This is a genomic window from Kitasatospora sp. NPDC091207 (assembly GCF_044768625.1).
In the GTDB taxonomy this organism is placed as follows: domain Bacteria; phylum Actinomycetota; class Actinomycetes; order Streptomycetales; family Streptomycetaceae; genus Kitasatospora.
Map to the genome: position 1 here is coordinate 209460 of NZ_JBIVVS010000014.1, position 15574 is coordinate 225033.

Sequence of the window (15574 nt, forward strand, 5' to 3'; positions counted from 1 at the left end):
CGGACTGCCGCCTGCGGAGTCGTCCGGGACGATCCCTCCTCGAACCCGCCTGCGCCGGCCGGAGGCGGCACGGGTGGCAGGGCGGCCCGGGCGGCGCTCCGACGGCACTCCCCGCGCGGTCGCCGAGCACCACCCGGTGCCGGAGGTGGACGGGGCGGCCGACCGAGGAGAGGTCGTCGATCCGGCGTTCGGGATCCACCGGGTGGGTGCGCGAGGATCGGCAACCAGGGCGGGGTGGTGCCGCTGTCGCCGGGTGCCGGCGCGGAGCGGCGCCCCGCGACGGGCCCGCTCGGCACGGGACCGCGTGGCGCCGGTCGCCTGTCAGTGAGGACGGTGACCTGCCGGTGGGATGTGAGCGGCCGCCGGCACCGTGGGGACGGAGCGTGGTCGGCCGTGCAGGCGCGGTCCCGCCCCGCCTGCCGATCACTCCGACCTACGGGAGCACGCCATGCCCTCCGAATCCACGGCCCCGCGGTGGGACGTTCACCGGCTGCCTCGCGCCGAAGGGAGGAGCGTCCTGGTCACCGGCGGCAACGCGGGCATCGGGTACTTCGTCGCCGAGCAGCTCGCCGGCGCCGGGGCCACGGTCGTGCTCGGCAGCCGTGACGCGGCGAAGGCCGAAGCCGCGATCGCCTCCATCGGCTCGCGCGTTCACGGCGCCAGGGTGACGCACGTGCCACTGGACCTGGCCGATCCGGCCTCCCTGGGAGCCTCCGTGGACGCGCTCGGGCTGGACCGCCTGGACGCGGTCGTCCACAACGCGGGCGTGGCGCTCGACCGGCCGCCGCGCCGGGAGACCGGGGCCGGCCACGAGCTGATGTTCGCGACCAACCACCTGGGCCACTTCGCGCTGACCCACCACCTGGCCCCCCTGCTCACGGCGACCCCGGGGAGCCGGATCGTCACCACCGGCAGCTTCGCCGCCAAGTCCGAACGCCTGGACCCCGACGATCTCCAGAGCACGCGTGACTACCGGCCCAAGCGTGCCTACGCGCGGTCCAAGCTGGCCCAGATGCTCTTCGCCGTCGAACTCGACCGCCGGCTGCGCGCCGCCGGCAGCACGACGTCGAGCGTGCTCGTCCACCCCGGCGGCGCGCTCGACGCCCTCACCCCGTCGCGCCCGCCGGTCCGGGTGCGAACCACCGGCGAGCGGCTGCGCGGTCTCCCGCTCGGCCTTCTCCTCCAGGGCAAGGAAGCCGCCGCGTGGTCCGCCGTGCGGGCCGTGCTCGACCCGAGCGTGCGCGGCGGCCGGATGCTGAGCCCCCGGGCGTTCGGGCTGCGCGGTACGCCCAGGACCGAACCCGTCTGGGACCACCTGACCGACACCACGACCGCGGCACGTCTCTGGGCGGCCAGTCGCGACCTGACCGGCGTCGACCCGACGTTCACCCCACCGGCCGGGCCCGCCGGGGCAGCGGCCGGCGGCTGAGCCCACCGCGCGCCGCCTCCCCGGGCGGTCAACAGCGTCCGGCGGGCGGTCCGGCCGCCGGGGACCGGCGGTGAGGGGCGGCGGGACTGTCCCCACCCGGGCGGGTTCGAACGCGCCGGGGGCGCTGGGTTTGCCACGGCGTTCCGGGGCAAGGCGAGCGGCGCGGCGTCGCGTGACCGCGCGCCGCGCCCGATCCCGTTCCTCCCGCACCGATGGAAGGCAGGTAGTGATGACGTCCGAACACGACGACCGGCACGGCACCCGCGAGGTGGGCGGCACCGCCGCGCACCCGGGGCTCGGCACCCCCGTTCCGGACGATGCGGAGCTGCTGTTCGGGGATGCCCGGACCACCCAGGACCGGCTCGGCGGCGGGGAGGCGGGGTCCGACGCCGAGCACTCCCTGCTGGACCGGGCACGGCACACGGTGCACCGGGCGACGGCCGCCGCGGCGCACGCGGGCGACGCCGGTCTGGACAAGGTCCGGCAGGCGGCGGACCTGGCCTGGACCGGTCCCGCGGACATCGAGAAGGACTGGGAGGACGCCGTGCTGCCGGCCCGCCGGAGTCCGTACCTGATCGCGGCGGGCGTGACGGCGGGCGCGCTGATCGCGTGGGCCGTCCTGCGACGTCGGCGCTGAAGCGGCCCCAACCGGTGCGGCCCGCCCCACCCGCTGCGACCCGCCCCACCCGCTGCGACCCGCCCCACCGCACGGGAACGACGGCGACGAGCCGCCCCGGTGAGCGGGGCTCACCGAAGCCCGCACCCGCCCCCGCGACCCGGGGGTCCCGGGCTCAGCCCGAGTGCGCCCGTGCCTGCGCGTGCTCCGCCCAGTCCACGATCTGGATGGCCGCTCCGGCGGCCTCCTCGCCCTGGCAACGGGTGTGGTGGCGCCGGGCGATGCCGTCCAGGTCGAGGTGACGGCCGAAGGCGGGATGCCCGGTCAGCCGGCGCGCGTGGGCCCACAGCCGGGGGTGCTCGGCGATGCGGTGCACCGCGGCGGCGTCCAGGTGCCAGCGGTGCACGGTGTCCAACCGCACCAGGGTCACCCAGAGTTCCACGTCCGCGAGGGTCAGCTCCTCGCCCAGCAGGTACTCCTGGGTGTCCAGCCGGTGCTCGACCGCCGCCAGCCCGTCCAGCAGGCTCCGCAGCGCCGTCTCGCGTTCGGCCGGGGTGGAGCCGGTCAGGCCCGCGCGCTGGGCCGGGGCGTTGATGCTCCGCTCGCACAGCTGCCGGACCGTGTCGATCGCCGTGTCGACCGCCGCGTCGAGGCCGTTCGGGTGGAGGTCGGGGCCGGGGAAGCGGCGGGCCAGGTCGGTGAGGATCTCGGTGGTGTCGGTGCTGACGATCCGTCCGCTCCAGCTGTCGCTGAGCACCGGCGCCGCGGCCGGACCGGGGTACTGGTGGGCGCTGGCCTCGTACAGCGGTCGCAGCGCCAGGTATCCGCCCTCGCCGTCGTCCGGCAGCGCCGGCAGCAGGGTCACCGGGAGGGTGTCGTCGAGGCCGAGCAGGCTGTGGGTGACGGCGATCTGGAGACAGTGCGGACAGGCGAGCGTGAGGTGGAGACGGTAGCGGTGCGGCACGGGGTAGTACCCGCTGCGGGCGTCGCGGCCGATCCGTCCGCGCAGGGAGGGTACGGCGGACGGGGACGAGGCGGACATGGGTCTCCCAGGAGTCGGGGGTACGCGCACGCGCGTACGACACATCGGGTGGGGGAGGAGGGAGGAGCTCGGGGCACGGGACTGCCCGAGGGGGAATCAGACGCGAACGGCCGCCGGGCCGTGGGGAGCGGGCGCTCCTGCCAGGCTGCTGCAGACCCGTTGCAGGTCGATGTGGCGGCGGCACGTCAGCACCGGGCGCAGCCGGACGGCGTGAGCCACGCCATCGACGACCGGCTCCGCATGCCTCACGGCTCTCCCACCCACGTTCGACGATTCCTGTTCCGGAGTGTCATCCTCGATTCGCGTCGCGTCAAGGGTCCCGGCAGCGGTGGACCGACCCGTCCCGCATGGTGGGACGATGGTCCGGTGCCGGTGGGCGTCGGCGCGCCGGCCCGGACGCGCGCGGTCCGCGGGTCGGTGGCGCTGCCGAGGGGGAACGGCGTTGCGTGGTGCGCAGGTTGGGACGGCCTGCTGGGAAGTGGTGCGCGGGCGGGGGCCCGACAGCACGTCAGGAGCCCCGCGAGGGCGGCGGGCCCCTGACGCGCCGGGGGCGTCTCAGTGGGTGGGCCGCCAGCCGAGCGCGGGGCCGAGACCGGTGGCGAGGTCGGTGAGGATCTGGACGTAGTCCTCGTGGTCGAAGGAGAACGGCAGCGCGAAGACGACCTCGTCGACCTCCCGGAACGCGGCGTGGGCGTAGAGCTGTTCGGCGATCCCGGCGGACGTGCCGATCAGGTCCGGTGCGAACATCATCCGCGCCGGTCCCTGCGGGGCGGTGGTGCGCGGGAGCCGACTCCGCACGTACTCCCGGTACTTGGCGCGCTGCTGCGGCGAGGCGCTGTCGGTGGGGATCACGACCAGCCCCTGGGAGGCCCGGGCGCCCGCGCCCGCGGGGTGGTGGGCGCGGAAGGCCGCGATCTGCGAGCGCTGGATCTCGGCGAAGTCCTCCGACTCCTCGGCCCGCACCACGCTGCTGGTCAGCAGGCTCAGTCCCTGCTCGCCCGCCCACCGGGCCGAGCGCAGGCTCCCGCCGCCGTACCACATGCGGTCCGCCAGGCCGGGCGCGACCGGCTGGACCCGGTCGGAGTAGACCTCGATGCCCTCGGTCCCGCTGAAGTCGGTGGCCCGCTCGCCGCGGACGAAGTCCAGCAGCCGCCGCACCCGCTCGTAGCCGAAGTCCTCGGCCTCGGCGGTGTCGGGGTAGAGCGCGGGGGCGACCCGGTCGTAGTGTCCGGGGCGTCCGACGCTGACTCCGGGATTGAGCCGGCCGCCGGACAGGAGGTCGACGGTCGCCAGGTCCTCGGCCAGCCGCAACGGGTTCTCCCACCCCAGCGGGATGACCGCGGTGCCCAACTCGATCCGGTTGGTGCGCTGGGTGGCGGCCGCGAGCAGCGCGACGGGGGAGGAGATCCCGTACTGCAGGTGCCGGTGGCGCACCCAGGCGCTGTCGAACCCCAGCCGCTCGCCGAGTTCGATGATCCCCAGCGTCGACTCGTGTCCCTGGCGGGGGTCGGCCGGGTCGAACAGTCCGATGGTCAGGAATCCCAGCCTCCGAAGGGGCTGCGAGGGCGACGGCACCGGTTTCCTCCGTACTCCGCGCCGGGCCCGGTCCGGGCGGGCGCGGTTCGACTTCCAGGGTCCGGATTCGATCACCGGACGTCGGCCCCACACTCACACATCGGTCGGCGGTGCTCAAGTGCTCGTCCGGAAGCGCAATCCGGGGAAACACCCACGTCACGTCCTCGCCAAGGACGCGGGGCGGGGGCGTTCCGCCTGATGGTGCTGCGGCCGTCGGGCCCGGTGTCAGGCCCCGGTGTCGTCGGGCCCGGTGTCGTCAGGCCCGGTGCCGTCGGGTCCCGGTCAGTGGAACCGGAAGACCGGCCCGCGCGGGGCGAACGGCAGTCCGGCACCGCGTGGGATCAGGTAGGCGTGCTCGCGGCGCACCCGCAGGACGTCGCACTCCCCGTCGGTGATGACCAGCACCGGCGCCCCGGGCGGGAAGTCCTCGGCGCGCTCCAGCAGGTCGATCCCGGGCTGGAGGACGGTGCCGCCCCGCCCGTGCAGCCGGACCCGGCCGGCGATCTCGGCGGGCGGCAGGTAGCCGGCGTCGTGCGGTGCCGCGTCGCAGGAGACCAGCCGGGCCGCCGGCACGTCCCGGGCGGCCGCGTAGGAGGCGATCGCGCCGAGGGCCTTGCCGAGTGTCGTCCGGTCCATCGAGGCGGAGGTGTCCAGGACGACGCCGAAGGTGCAGCGGGCCAGTTCCTCGTGGGGGTGGTGGCGCCCGGCCCGGGGGATGTCCGGGCTGGCGGACTGCCGCCGGGCGGGGCGGGACCAGGTGCGGGCCGGCTGCGGGGCGGGCACGAACTCGTCGAACCAGCGGGCCAGCCGGGCGTCCCAGGGCAGCGGCGGGTGGGCGAGCGCGCGGATCTCCTCGACCAGCCCGGCGGGCAGCAGCCCGCGGGCGCGCCGGTGCAGGTCGAAGCCCTGCTGGAGGCCGCGCCGGTAGAAGTCGTCCAGGTCGACGTACCCGCCGCGTCCGTGCGGGACCGGTTCGTCCAGGATGTCGGGGCGGTTCTTCCCGGCGAGGGTGGCGAGCCGGCGGACCCGGCGCGCGTCGCGCACGATCAGGTCGTAGACCTCCTCGACGCTGAGGCCGTGGAGCAGCGGGTCGTGCAGCAGCCCTTGCGGCATGTCGCCGACGCCCATCTCCAGCAGCCAGCCGTTGACGACGTAGTCGGCGGCGACGTTGAACAGGTAGGGGTCACGGGCGCCGCGCCGCTCGCCGTGCCGCAGGGCGGCGTGCAGCATCTCGTGGCCCAGGATGAAGCGCCACTCCTCGTCGGTGTGGCGCAGCAGCGGGTTGAGGTAGATCTCGCCGGCCTCGGCGTTGACGGCGGCGACGGCGATGCCCTGCGCGCGGGCGAGTTCGGCGTCGGCGACCAGGGTGAGGCCGGCCGCGATGCCGCCGAGCAGCGGGTAGGAGGAGACGAACCAGTTGAGCGCGCGGTGCCAGGGCCGCTCCGGGATCCGCTCGCCGGTGGAGGCGTCGATCCGGCCGCCCGCGAGGTCCATCGCGGCGGACATCGTCCGGGTGAGGGCGGCGGCGAAGGCGGTGCTCCAGTCCGTGGGGTCGTCCCACTCCCGCCAGGGGACGAGCAGTTGGTCGCGGCCGTGCCCGGCGGTGCCCGTGTCGGCCGCGCCGGGTGGCAGTCCGTCACGGCGCCAGCGGGCGGCCAGCTCCTCCTCGTCGCCGCCGGGGTGCGCGGGCGGCAGCGGGACCGGCGCGCGGCCCATCGGGAAGGTGGCGAGGAAGCGGTTGACCACCGCGCAGCGGGCGGCGGCCTCGTACGCGTCGGGCTGGACCCGCTTGCCCTTGGCGGCCGGTACGTGCCCGAAACCGAGGTGGAGCAGGGTGTGCGCGAGCACCCAGGCCCATTCGGCGGGCTCGGCGCGCCGGCGCGGGTCGACGTGCACCGTGCCACCGGAGTCGACCACCGCCCAACCGCCGGCGGGCAGGACCGCGCAGTCCTCGCTGCGGCAGATCGAGGGCCGCAGCGAGGCGAAGGCGCTGTTGACGCGGAGCATGGCCAGGCCCGCGGCGAACGCCTCGGCGGCGGGGTCGGGCCGGGTCCGGCCGTCCGAGGCCTTCACCGGCGGGCCTCGACCAGCCGGGGCATGTCGCGGGCCGCCTCGATCAGGAACCACGAGGGCAGCACCGGGTTGCCGTCGGGGCCGTCGGCGATGACGGTCTGGGCGACCTCCACCGAGATCTCGGCCAGCTGCACCAGCAGGGACTTCGCCCGGTACGCGGTCTGCCGCAGCCCGGCGGAGGCGTGTTCCTTGCGGGCCGGCAGCTCCTTGACCAGCCGGCCCCGGAAGGCGTCGGCCAGGTAGTAGAGCAGGTCGCGGTCCTCCAGCCGGTGCGGCCAGCGGGCGTCGCCCTTGACGATCGCCTCCAGTCCGTACGAGTTGCGGACGATCTTGGCGTACCCGCAGAAGGCGACGGCGTGCCCCGGGCTGAGCAGTCCGTGCGCGATCACCTTGAGGGTCGGTTCCTCCAGTGCCGGCCCGAAGGAGTGCAGGGCGTCGGAGAGCATGTGCCAGGCGCGCGGGGTGGAGAACGGCTCCTCGGTCTTCGGCGGCTCGGACCACAGGTGGTCGGGCCGGTCGGTGAGGTGGTCCAGGACCCACGGGTGGATGCCCGCGCCGGCCGCCCACCGCAGCCAGTCCTCGGACCCGGCCCGCAGATGGACGTGGACCAGCCGGTTGACCAGCGCGGACGCCATCGGTCGGGCCAGCGCGCCGTCCGTGGCGCGGTTGCCGGCGCCGATCACGACGGAACCGGGCGGCAGCTCGTACGAGCCGATCCGGCGGTCCAGGATCAGTGAGTAGAACGCCTTCTGGACGTCCGGGGAGGCCGCGTTGAGCTCGTCCAGGAAGAGGCAGTACGGCTCGTCGCGGGCGATCTGCTCGGGCGGGCAGAACCGTGAGCGGCCCTCCGGGGTGATCTGCGGGACGCCGATGAGGTCCTCCGGCGCGAGCTGGGAGCCGACCAGGCTGACGCACTCCAGGCCGAGGGAGTCGGCGAACGCCCGGACCAGTGAGGACTTCCCGATCCCGGGCGCGCCCCAGAGGAAGACCGGCCTGACGGTGGCCAGGCCGAGCAGCAGGTCGGGGAGTTCGGAGGGCGAGACGGTGACGGCTCCCTGCACGGGGCTCCTTCGTTCGGTGCGGACGACTGTGTCCGGTGGGGATGAATACATCCGGTGGGAATGACCTCGTCCGGTGCGGACGACTACGTCCGGTGGGGACGGCGCCCAGTCTGCGGGGGAGGCCGGTCGGCCCGCACCCGGATTTTCGGTGGCACCCTCGGTGGCGGGGCCGTAGCGTCCTCGGTGCGGTCACCGAACGCCCGCCGACGACCGGCCTGGTCCAGGACACCGCCTGCCGTTGCCTTCGGGCCGACCCGCCCGCTTTCATAGGGGCATGATCACCATTCATCTGAAGTACGAGATCGACGCCGACAAGCTGGAGGACTTCGAGGAGTACGGCCGCCGCTGGGTCGGGCTCGTCAACCGCTTCGGCGGGACGCACCACGGCTACTTCCTGCCGAGCGAGGGAGACAGCGACATCGCCTACGCCCTCTTCTCCTTTCCCGGCTTCGCCGCGTACGAGCAGTACCGCAAGGACAGCATGACCGACCCGGAGTGCCAGGCCGCCTTCGAACTGGCCCGGAGCACCGGCTGCATCAAGCGGTACGAGCGCCGATTCCTGCGGCCGCTCGACGTCAACTCCTAGACCAGGGAGCGGGCGTGAACGGCTGTCCCGAGGCGTAGGACGATCGGGTGTGCGGGCCGGCCGACCGCACGGTCGGCCCGGCGGTCACACCGGTGCGTTCGGCTCGGCGCCACCGTGCCCTCGTACTCCATCTCGGGGGGCGGGGGGTCGAGGACCGGTGGGGCCCGGCGCAGGCGTCCGCCGATCTCGACCCGTGTCTCCAGTCTCGGGCCGCCCCAGAACCGGGCGAACTCATCGGCCGTGTCGGCCTTCCAGCTGCCCCCGAGCTTGGCCAGCAGGGTCGGGCTGTAGATGCCGCGGACCAGCAGGTCTGCCAGGAACCGGCGCTGCACGACGATCGTGACGTTGCGGCGGTGGTTGCCCCGGTGGCGGCCGACGACGGTCACGGCCGGATCCCACCGGTCCCAGGACGGCGGCGCGATCCAGACCTTGGCGCCCGGGGCGAAGTGCCTCAGGCCGGCCCGGAGTTCACGGCCGCCGTCGCCGTGCGCGGTCACCTGCGACACGTTGGCGACCACGCAGAGGCCCAGGGGTTCGGGGCCCGTCCCCTCGTTCGTCGTGATCACCGTCATGCCGGGGTGGTCCCGTCTCCGCGAGGGAGTTCCGGGCGGGAGCCCGGGCCCGGGCGCTCGATCATGACGTGCCGTCGCGTAGCCGTGCCGTCGCGTAGCCGTGCCGTCGTGTCGTCGTGCGTCGCGTCGCCGTGCGGCAGTGGTGTCAGAAGTGGTCGACCGGGGGCTGGAGGCCGGTCCAGGTCTGGTTGGCGCCGCCGTTGGCGCCCCAGGTGACGACCGGGGTGCCGTCGGCGGGGTCGGAGCCCGGGACGTCGAGGACGAGCCTGAGGTCAGCGGTCAGGTAGCCGGTCGACGGCGCGTTGACGCCGGGCACGTTCCAGCGCTGGTTGGCGGGCCGGGTCCACAGACCGCACTCCCACTGGATCACCTGGGTGCCCCAGACCGTGCTGGCGCCGGGGACGTCCAGGCACAGCCGGCTGTGCTTGTTGAACAGGAGGTGGTTGCTGTTCGCGGTCCACTGCTGGTTGGCGCCGCCGGTGCAGGTCCACTGGCGGACGGGGGCGCCCTTGTCGGTGCGCCAGTCGGCGACCTCCAGGCACTTGCCGGTCGCCTGGTTGCGCAGTTCGAAGGCGGGGGTGTAGCGCGGGATCTGCTCGGCGTGGGCGGTGCCCGGGGCGGCCACCGGAAGGGCGGTGGCGAGGCCGGCGGCGAGGCTGAGCAGAGCGGCGCGGACGCGGTGTCCGCGGGTGGCGGCGGGATCGGTCACGGTTGTCCTCCTGGGGTTCGGCGGGTGGGCGCGGCCGCCGGGAAGGCGAGGAGTCGGTGCCAGGACTCCCCGGCCGGTTCGGGGAGTTGGACCAGCGCGAGCTCGAAAGGGTTGTGCGGAGCCCCGGCGGGTGATGTCCGGATCAGCCACCGGTCTGTCCGCACCGTCCCTCGGCCGCGCCGGCCTCCGCGTCTAACGTCGGGACCATGACCGAACGCATCAGCGCACACGCGCTCAAGTCCTACCGCGAGAACGGCTTTCTCCTGGTCAAGAACCTCCTCGGCAAGGAGGAGGCGGCCCGGATGCGCGAGGAGTGCCACGCCCTCGCCGCGCGCCTCGGCGCCGGGCCGGACCCCACCTGGGCCAGTGCCCGGGAACTGGCCGCCGGGTCCGTCGAGCGCACCACGCTGCGGCACTGCCACGACACCCAGTTCCACTCGGCCGCCTTCGCCCGCCTGCTGACGGACCCCCGGTTCACGGACGTCGCGGCGGCCCTGCTCGGCGGGCCCAACGTGCAGCTCCACCACACGAAGATGTTCATCAAGCCGCCGGAGACCGGCTCGCCGTTCCCGATGCACCAGGACCACCCCTACTTCCCGCACGCCCGGCACTCGGTGGCCGCCGCCGTGTTCCACTTCGACGACGCCCCCCGGGAGAAGGGGTGCGTCCGGGTCGTGCCGGGCAGCCACCGGGCCGGGCCGCTGGCGCACATCGAGGACGGCAGCTGGCACCTGGCGCCGGACCGGTGGCGGCTGGAGGACGCCGAGCCCTGCCCGGCCGAGGCCGGCGACGTGCTGTTCTTCACCTACCTCACCGTCCACGGCTCCGGCCCGAACGCCTCCGACGAGGCCCGCACGACCTGGTTGGTGCAGTTCCGGGACCCGGAGGACCGCCCGCTGGACGACCGGCACGGCGAGTCGCTCGGGCAGGGGATGATGCTGCGCGGAGTCGACCCGACGGCACGCGGGGAGGTCGGTCGGGGATGACCGCTCTGGCGCGGACGGGTGCCGCCCTCCGCCGACTCCACGTGGCCCCGCTGCGGGTCCACCTGGCCGGGCGACGCGTGGAGTTCCTCGGCTGGGGCTTCTATCCACCCTCGCCGTGGCGCAACTACTGGCACAGCCACTCCTTCTTCGAGCTCTGCTACGCCTACGCGGGCCGCGGGGTCTTCCGCCTGGGGGAGGAGGAGTACCCGGTCCGCTCCGGTGACCTGTTCGTCGCCCGCCCCGGTGACGTCCACGAGATCGTGGCGGACCAGGACGACCCGCTCGGCATCGTCTTCTGGTCGTGGACGATGCTGCCCGAACGCGGGACGCCGCCTCCGGCGCACGGCCCTCACCCGCCCCCGGCGCACGGCCCGCGGCCGGACCGGGCCCCCGTCGGCACCTCCGCCGGCACCCTCGCCCTGCTCGACGCCTTCGCGACCGGCACACGACGGGTGACGCCCGCGGCCGGGACCCCGGTACCCCGGCTGCTGCTCACCCTCGCCGAGGAGGCGGCGGCCCCGGGGCCGGGCACCGCGGAGCTGCTGGCAGCCCTCGGCTCGGCGTTGGTGCTCGGCTGCGCCCGCGCCGCCGCCGACCCCGCGCCGCCCGCCGAACTGCCCCCGGCCGCCCCGGGTGGCGCGCGCGCCCCGGCCGCCGTCGCCGCGATGGTCCGCTACCTGGAGGACAACTTCGACCGCCCCGTCCGGGTGCGCGACCTGGCCGCCGAGGTCCACCTGAGCGACCGTCACGCAGCGCGGCTGTTCCGCCGCGCCAACGGTCTCACGATCATGGCGTACCTCACCCGTTACCGGCTCGACGTCGCCGCCCAGCGGCTGGCCGACCCGGCGTCGGGTCCGGCCTCGGTCGCGGCGATAGCCCGGTCGTGCGGTTATCCCGACGCCCGGCACTTCAGCCACGCGTTCCGGAGGCGGTGGGGGGTGCTGCCGACCCAGGCCCGGCGGGCCGGGGGCACCACGCACCTGGCGGGCCCGGGCGGCTGACGGGCCCGTCCGGTGCGCGCGCGGTCGTCGGGGCGGTCGTCGGGGTGGTCGCCGAACCCGTCGGCGCGCTCGGGCCCCGGGGGGCCGGCTCCCGGCTCAGGCGTCGTCGGCGGGGGCGTGCAGCTTCGCCCGGTAGGCGCGCTTCTTGACGAGGGCGCCGCAGGTCTTCATCGAGCACCAGCGGCGGGCCCCCGCGCGGGAGGCGTCGACGAAGGGGACACCACAGTCGGGGTTCCCGCAGATCCGGACCCGGGTGCGGTGGTCCGACGCGCAGAGGTCGATCAGATCCCGGGCGACCATCGAGAGCACCGAGGTGACCGCGTCGCCGTGCCAGCGCACGGTGCTCGCGTCGGGGGCGAGTACGGGTACCGAGGCCGGTTCGGCGGCGGCCCGGTTGACGAGGGCGATGTCCTCGGGGGAGGGCGGGACGGTGTCCGCCAGGGCGCGGCCGGTTCGCTGGATCGCCTCGCGCAGGTGCCTGGCCCGGCCCAGGTCGGCCTCGGTGCAGGACGGTGGAGTCGTCGCGCAGGCGCTCTGTACCGCCCAGCGGCTCAAGTCCTCGGGCCGGACCAGCCGTTCGAAGGGCGTGTCGGTGCCGCGGTCGGCCAGGGTACCGGCGAAGGCGAAGCACAGCCGCGCGTCGTCGAAGCGGAAGTCGGCCTTGGCGCGCTGGCGCCCTTCGCGGCCGTCCTTGTCATCCATGTCCACCACTTTAAGCGGTTGACACGGTTCCGGACAAGCGTCTAGCTTCAAGGTCCACCGCTTGAACCGGTGGACACGGAGTCGAAGGCGCTCCGCATCCCTCCGTTTCCCTTCGCATCCCGCCCCATCTCTCCGCAGCACGAGGAGGCCGCGCCATGCGCGCCGCAGTCATCGAGGAACTCCACAAGCCGCTCGTCCTCCGCGACGTGCCCGATCCGGTCTGCCCGCCCGACGGCGCGATCCTCCGCGTCGGTGCGAACGGCATCTGCCGGACCGACTGGGCCCTGTGGGCCGGGGAGTTCTGGACGGGCGGCCCGCGGGTCGAGGCCCCGTTCGTCCTCGGCCACGAGTTCGCGGGCACCGTCGTGGAGGTCGGCCGCGAGGTGCGGGGGTGGAGGGAGGGCGACCGCGTCATCTTCCCGATGAATCCCGGCGAGGGCTCGTGCGAGATGTGCCGCAGCGGCAACCAGCACGTCTGCGAGCACGTGGACTCACTCGTGCCCGGGGTGTCCTACGGGGGCGCCTTCGCCGAGTACGTCATGGTCCGCTTCGCCGACGTCAACCTGGTCGAAGTGCCGGAGGGCGTCGGCTTCGTGGACGTCGCCGCGCTGGCCTGCCGCTACATGACGGCCTTCCACGGGGTGGTCGACCAGGCGCGGGTGCGCGGCGGCGAATGGGTCGCGGTGTACGGGGCCGGGGGCGGCATGGGGCTGTCGACGGTGGAGATCGCCGCGGCCACCGGCGCCAACGTCATCGCGATCGACATCACCGAGGAGAAGCTGGCCGCCGCCCGCGCGCTCGGCGCGGTCCACACCGTCAACGCGGCGGCGGACGACCCCGCCGAGGCCGTACGGACCCTCACCGGCGGCGGCGCCCACGTGTCGGTCGACGCCGTGGGCATCGCCGCCGCCTGCCGCAACTCCGTGCTGTCCCTGCGCACCCGCGGCCGCCACCTCCAACTCGGCCACACCACCGCCGCGGAGAAGGGGGACGTCGCGCTGCCGATCGACGTCATGATGGTCAAGGAGCTGGAGTTCCTGGGCGCCTTCGGTATGCAGGGCCAGCGCTTCGGCACGATGCTGAACATGATCGCCGCCGGCCGCCTCAGCCCCGGCCGCATCGTCTCGCGCACCGTCGGCCTCCACGAGGCGAGCGGGGTCCTGGAGTCCCTGGAGACGTACGGGCCCACCGGTGTGGTCGTCATCGACGCGTTCCGCCCCTGAGCCGTCTTCCCTGGTCCCTGTCTCCCCTGATCCCCGTTCCCCCTGATCCCCTGAAAGTAGGCACCACCATGCCCGTTTCCCGTCAGCTGATGGACCAGGAGCTGAGCCTGGCCCTCGACGGAGTCCCCATGACGCCCAACGGCGCGTTCGACCTGACGGACCTCGCCACGACGCGCGCGGCGTTCCGCGCCCAGGCCGAGTCGGCCGCCGACAGCCTCCCCGGCGACCGGTCGGTCACCGTCGAGGAGCATCTCGCGAGCCGGGCGGACGGCCCCGACGTGCCGGTCCGCCTGCTGCGGCCCACGGCCGCGCCGGGACCGCTGCCGGTGCTGCTCTGGTTCCACGGCGGCGGGCAGGTGCTCGGCTTCGCCGCCCAGGACGACCCGTGGCTCAAGCGGCTGGGCGCGAGCCTCGGCTGCGCCGTCGCCGTGGTCGACTACCGGCTCGCCCCGGAGACACCCGCCCCCGGCGCCGCCGAGGACGGCTTCACCGCGTACCGGTGGCTCGGCCGCGAGGCGGACGCCCTGGGGCTGGACGGCGCCCGGATCGGCATCGCGGGCCAGAGCGGCGGCGGAGGCATCGCGGCGGCCACCGCCCTCCTGGTCCGCGACCGCGGCGGCGCGGCGCCCCTCTTCCAGTCGTTGACGTATCCCATGCTCGACGACCGCAACCGGACCGCGTCGAGCCACGAGATCACCGACATCGGCATCTGGGACCGCTCGACCAACCTGCTGGCCTGGCAGGCGATCCTGGGCGACCGCGCCGGCACCGACGACGTCTGCCCGTACGCGGCCCCCTCCCGCGCCGCCGACCTCGGCGCCCTGCCGCCCACGTTCATCGCCGTCGGCGACCTCGACTGCTTCCGCGACGAGGATCTCGACTACGCCACCCGGCTGCGCGCCCACGGCGTCCCGGTCGAGCTCCACCTCTACCCCGGCGCCTATCACGCCTTCGACCTCTTCGCCCCCGACTCCCGACTGGCCACCACCTTCCACCAGACCTGGTTCAACTACCTCGCCCGCCACTTCCACACCACCTCTGCCTGACCGGCGGGGCGCGGGCGGGGCGGGCGGGGGCCCGGCGGTCGGTGAGGACGAGCGGGCCGCCGCGGGGTCGGCGAGCATGGGCGGCAGAACGGGGCCGACGTGGAGGTGGCGATGCGAGTCGTGTTCGTGCACGGGGCGTGCGTGCGGGACGGGGCCTGGTGGTGGCACCGCACGGCCGAGCTGTTGCGGGCGCGCGGGGTGGCGAGCGTGGCCCCGGCACTGCCGAGCTGCGGTGAGGCGGGCCTGCCCGGTGGCGTCGACGGTCCTGGGCTGCCCGAGGACGTCGCCGCGGTGCGGGAGGTGCTGCGGGCCGGCGACGAGCCGACCGTCGTGGTCGCCCACAGCTACGGCGGTGTCGTCGTCGCGGAGGCCGCCGCGGGAATCGGGTCGGTGCGCCATCTGCTGTTGATCTCCAGCTATCTGCCCGAGATCGGCCAGAGCCTGTCGGACTTCGGGGACGGCGGCCCCGCCCCGTTCCTCGACGTCGACCCCGACGCCGGCACCTTCGGGGTCCGCCCCGAACTGCTCGTGGACACGTTCCTCCAGGACTGCGACCGCGTGGTCCAGGCGCGGGCGGCGGACCATCTCGCCCGGCAGAGCGTGCGGGTGACCGGGCAGCCGGTCGGCGCGGCCGCCTGGCAGCAGGTGCCCTCGACGTACCTCGTCTGCGCCCAGGACCGGGGTACCCCGGCGCGGCTGCAGCGCGAGTTCGCCCGCTGGGCCGGTGGCGTCGTCGAGCTCGACGCCGGCCACCACCCGTTCCTGTCCCGGCCCGAGGCGGTCCGGGAGCTGCTGTTGAGCCTCTGACGGCGGCTGCGGGACCGTGGCGTCGCGCGGGCCCGGCCGGCCGGTGGCGTCTAGGGAGCGTATTTGGTCGTGATCAAGGGGTCTTGGTGAGGTCTTTGATCCAGATCATCGAGGCGCGGAGGTGGAGGCCGGCGAGGTAGCTCTCG

The 15574-nt window shown here is 74.6% G+C and carries 15 protein-coding genes; 8 read left to right on the plus strand and 7 right to left on the minus strand.

The features are described from left to right. The first annotated feature begins 448 nt into the window (after positions 1–448). Together ACIQTO_RS23540 and ACIQTO_RS23545 are read left to right on the plus strand one after the other, a co-directional pair. Positions 449–1429, plus strand: a complete 981-nt coding sequence (locus tag ACIQTO_RS23540) for an SDR family NAD(P)-dependent oxidoreductase (RefSeq protein WP_402391274.1) — start codon at positions 449–451, stop codon at positions 1427–1429. Between the two features lie 229 nt (positions 1430–1658). Further along, on the plus strand, positions 1659–2066 hold the full coding sequence (locus tag ACIQTO_RS23545) for a hypothetical protein (protein ID WP_402391276.1): 408 nt from the start codon (positions 1659–1661) through the stop codon (positions 2064–2066). 154 nt (positions 2067–2220) lie between these two features. Here ACIQTO_RS23545 and ACIQTO_RS23550 read toward each other — a convergent pair whose 3' ends face one another. From ACIQTO_RS23550 to ACIQTO_RS23565, 4 genes are all read right to left on the minus strand, one after another. Next, on the minus strand, positions 2221–3087 hold the full coding sequence (locus ACIQTO_RS23550; protein WP_402391279.1) for a glutathione S-transferase C-terminal domain-containing protein: 867 nt from the start codon (positions 3085–3087) through the stop codon (positions 2221–2223). A 555-nt stretch (positions 3088–3642) separates the two neighbouring features. Continuing rightward, the gene (locus ACIQTO_RS23555) at positions 3643–4662 is read right to left on the minus strand and encodes an LLM class flavin-dependent oxidoreductase (RefSeq protein ID WP_402391282.1); all 1020 of its coding nucleotides are present in this window, start codon (positions 4660–4662) and stop codon (positions 3643–3645) included. Positions 4663–4944: 282 nt separating this feature from the next. Further along, positions 4945–6735, minus strand: a complete 1791-nt coding sequence (locus ACIQTO_RS23560) for a hypothetical protein (protein WP_402391285.1) — start codon at positions 6733–6735, stop codon at positions 4945–4947. After that, a complete protein-coding gene (locus ACIQTO_RS23565) occupies positions 6732–7796 on the minus strand; it encodes an ATP-binding protein (protein WP_402391288.1) in 1065 nt (354 codons plus the stop codon). Before ACIQTO_RS23565 ends, ACIQTO_RS23560 begins: the two co-directional genes overlap by 4 nt. 274 nt (positions 7797–8070) lie before the next feature. Between ACIQTO_RS23565 and ACIQTO_RS23570 the strand changes: the two genes are divergently transcribed. Continuing rightward, entirely contained in the window at positions 8071–8382 is a 312-nt protein-coding gene (locus tag ACIQTO_RS23570; RefSeq protein ID WP_402391291.1) for an NIPSNAP family protein, read from the plus strand. On the opposite strand, the gene ACIQTO_RS23575 is transcribed toward ACIQTO_RS23570, so the two are convergent. Then, positions 8379–8954 (minus strand): hypothetical protein, encoded by a 576-nt coding sequence (locus ACIQTO_RS23575; RefSeq protein ID WP_402391294.1) that lies wholly within the window; start codon positions 8952–8954, stop codon positions 8379–8381. The genes ACIQTO_RS23570 and ACIQTO_RS23575 overlap by 4 nt on opposite strands. A 145-nt stretch (positions 8955–9099) precedes the next feature. Continuing rightward, a complete protein-coding gene (locus ACIQTO_RS23580) occupies positions 9100–9663 on the minus strand; it encodes an RICIN domain-containing protein (protein ID WP_402391297.1) in 564 nt (187 codons plus the stop codon). 206 nt (positions 9664–9869) lie between these two features. On the opposite strand from ACIQTO_RS23580, the gene ACIQTO_RS23585 reads away from it, so the two are divergent. Further along, positions 9870–10649: a phytanoyl-CoA dioxygenase family protein gene (locus ACIQTO_RS23585; protein WP_402391300.1), complete on the plus strand. Its 780-nt coding sequence runs from the start codon at positions 9870–9872 to the stop codon at positions 10647–10649. Beyond that, complete coding sequence (locus ACIQTO_RS23590; protein WP_402391303.1) at positions 10646–11650, plus strand: AraC family transcriptional regulator; 1005 nt, start codon at positions 10646–10648, stop codon at positions 11648–11650. The genes ACIQTO_RS23585 and ACIQTO_RS23590 overlap by 4 nt, the downstream gene beginning before the upstream one ends. A gap of 96 nt (positions 11651–11746) precedes the next feature. Here ACIQTO_RS23590 and ACIQTO_RS23595 read toward each other — a convergent pair whose 3' ends face one another. Further along, on the minus strand, positions 11747–12352 hold the full coding sequence (locus ACIQTO_RS23595; protein ID WP_402391306.1) for a CGNR zinc finger domain-containing protein: 606 nt from the start codon (positions 12350–12352) through the stop codon (positions 11747–11749). A 155-nt stretch (positions 12353–12507) separates the two neighbouring features. Between ACIQTO_RS23595 and ACIQTO_RS23600 the strand changes: the two genes are divergently transcribed. The 3 genes from ACIQTO_RS23600 to ACIQTO_RS23610 all read left to right on the plus strand — a co-directional run bounded on the left by ACIQTO_RS23600 (position 12508) and on the right by ACIQTO_RS23610 (position 15428). Continuing rightward, entirely contained in the window at positions 12508–13575 is a 1068-nt protein-coding gene (locus ACIQTO_RS23600; protein ID WP_402391308.1) for an alcohol dehydrogenase catalytic domain-containing protein, read from the plus strand. A 68-nt stretch (positions 13576–13643) separates the two neighbouring features. Beyond that, positions 13644–14621 carry an alpha/beta hydrolase gene (locus tag ACIQTO_RS23605; protein WP_402391311.1) on the plus strand — a complete coding sequence of 326 codons (978 nt, stop codon included), beginning with the start codon at positions 13644–13646 and terminating at the stop codon, positions 14619–14621. A 111-nt stretch (positions 14622–14732) separates the two neighbouring features. Continuing rightward, the gene (locus ACIQTO_RS23610) at positions 14733–15428 is read left to right on the plus strand and encodes an alpha/beta fold hydrolase (RefSeq protein ID WP_402391314.1); all 696 of its coding nucleotides are present in this window, start codon (positions 14733–14735) and stop codon (positions 15426–15428) included. Positions 15429–15574 lie beyond the last annotated feature (146 nt).

What these genes read in the sequence shown, in the direction of transcription:
- ACIQTO_RS23540 (WP_402391274.1), top strand. Translation starts at nt 449, where the DNA reads ATGCCCTCCGAATCCACGGCCCCGCGGTGGGACGTTCACCGGCTGCCT.
- ACIQTO_RS23545 (WP_402391276.1), top strand. Translation starts at nt 1,659, where the DNA reads ATGACGTCCGAACACGACGACCGGCACGGCACCCGCGAGGTGGGCGGC.
- ACIQTO_RS23550 (WP_402391279.1), bottom strand. Translation starts at nt 3,087, where the DNA reads ATGTCCGCCTCGTCCCCGTCCGCCGTACCCTCCCTGCGCGGACGGATC.
- ACIQTO_RS23570 (WP_402391291.1), top strand. Translation starts at nt 8,071, where the DNA reads ATGATCACCATTCATCTGAAGTACGAGATCGACGCCGACAAGCTGGAG.
- ACIQTO_RS23575 (WP_402391294.1), bottom strand. Translation starts at nt 8,954, where the DNA reads ATGACGGTGATCACGACGAACGAGGGGACGGGCCCCGAACCCCTGGGC.
- ACIQTO_RS23585 (WP_402391300.1), top strand. Translation starts at nt 9,870, where the DNA reads ATGACCGAACGCATCAGCGCACACGCGCTCAAGTCCTACCGCGAGAAC.
- ACIQTO_RS23590 (WP_402391303.1), top strand. Translation starts at nt 10,646, where the DNA reads ATGACCGCTCTGGCGCGGACGGGTGCCGCCCTCCGCCGACTCCACGTG.
- ACIQTO_RS23595 (WP_402391306.1), bottom strand. Translation starts at nt 12,352, where the DNA reads ATGGATGACAAGGACGGCCGCGAAGGGCGCCAGCGCGCCAAGGCCGAC.
- ACIQTO_RS23600 (WP_402391308.1), top strand. Translation starts at nt 12,508, where the DNA reads ATGCGCGCCGCAGTCATCGAGGAACTCCACAAGCCGCTCGTCCTCCGC.
- ACIQTO_RS23605 (WP_402391311.1), top strand. Translation starts at nt 13,644, where the DNA reads ATGCCCGTTTCCCGTCAGCTGATGGACCAGGAGCTGAGCCTGGCCCTC.
- ACIQTO_RS23610 (WP_402391314.1), top strand. Translation starts at nt 14,733, where the DNA reads ATGCGAGTCGTGTTCGTGCACGGGGCGTGCGTGCGGGACGGGGCCTGG.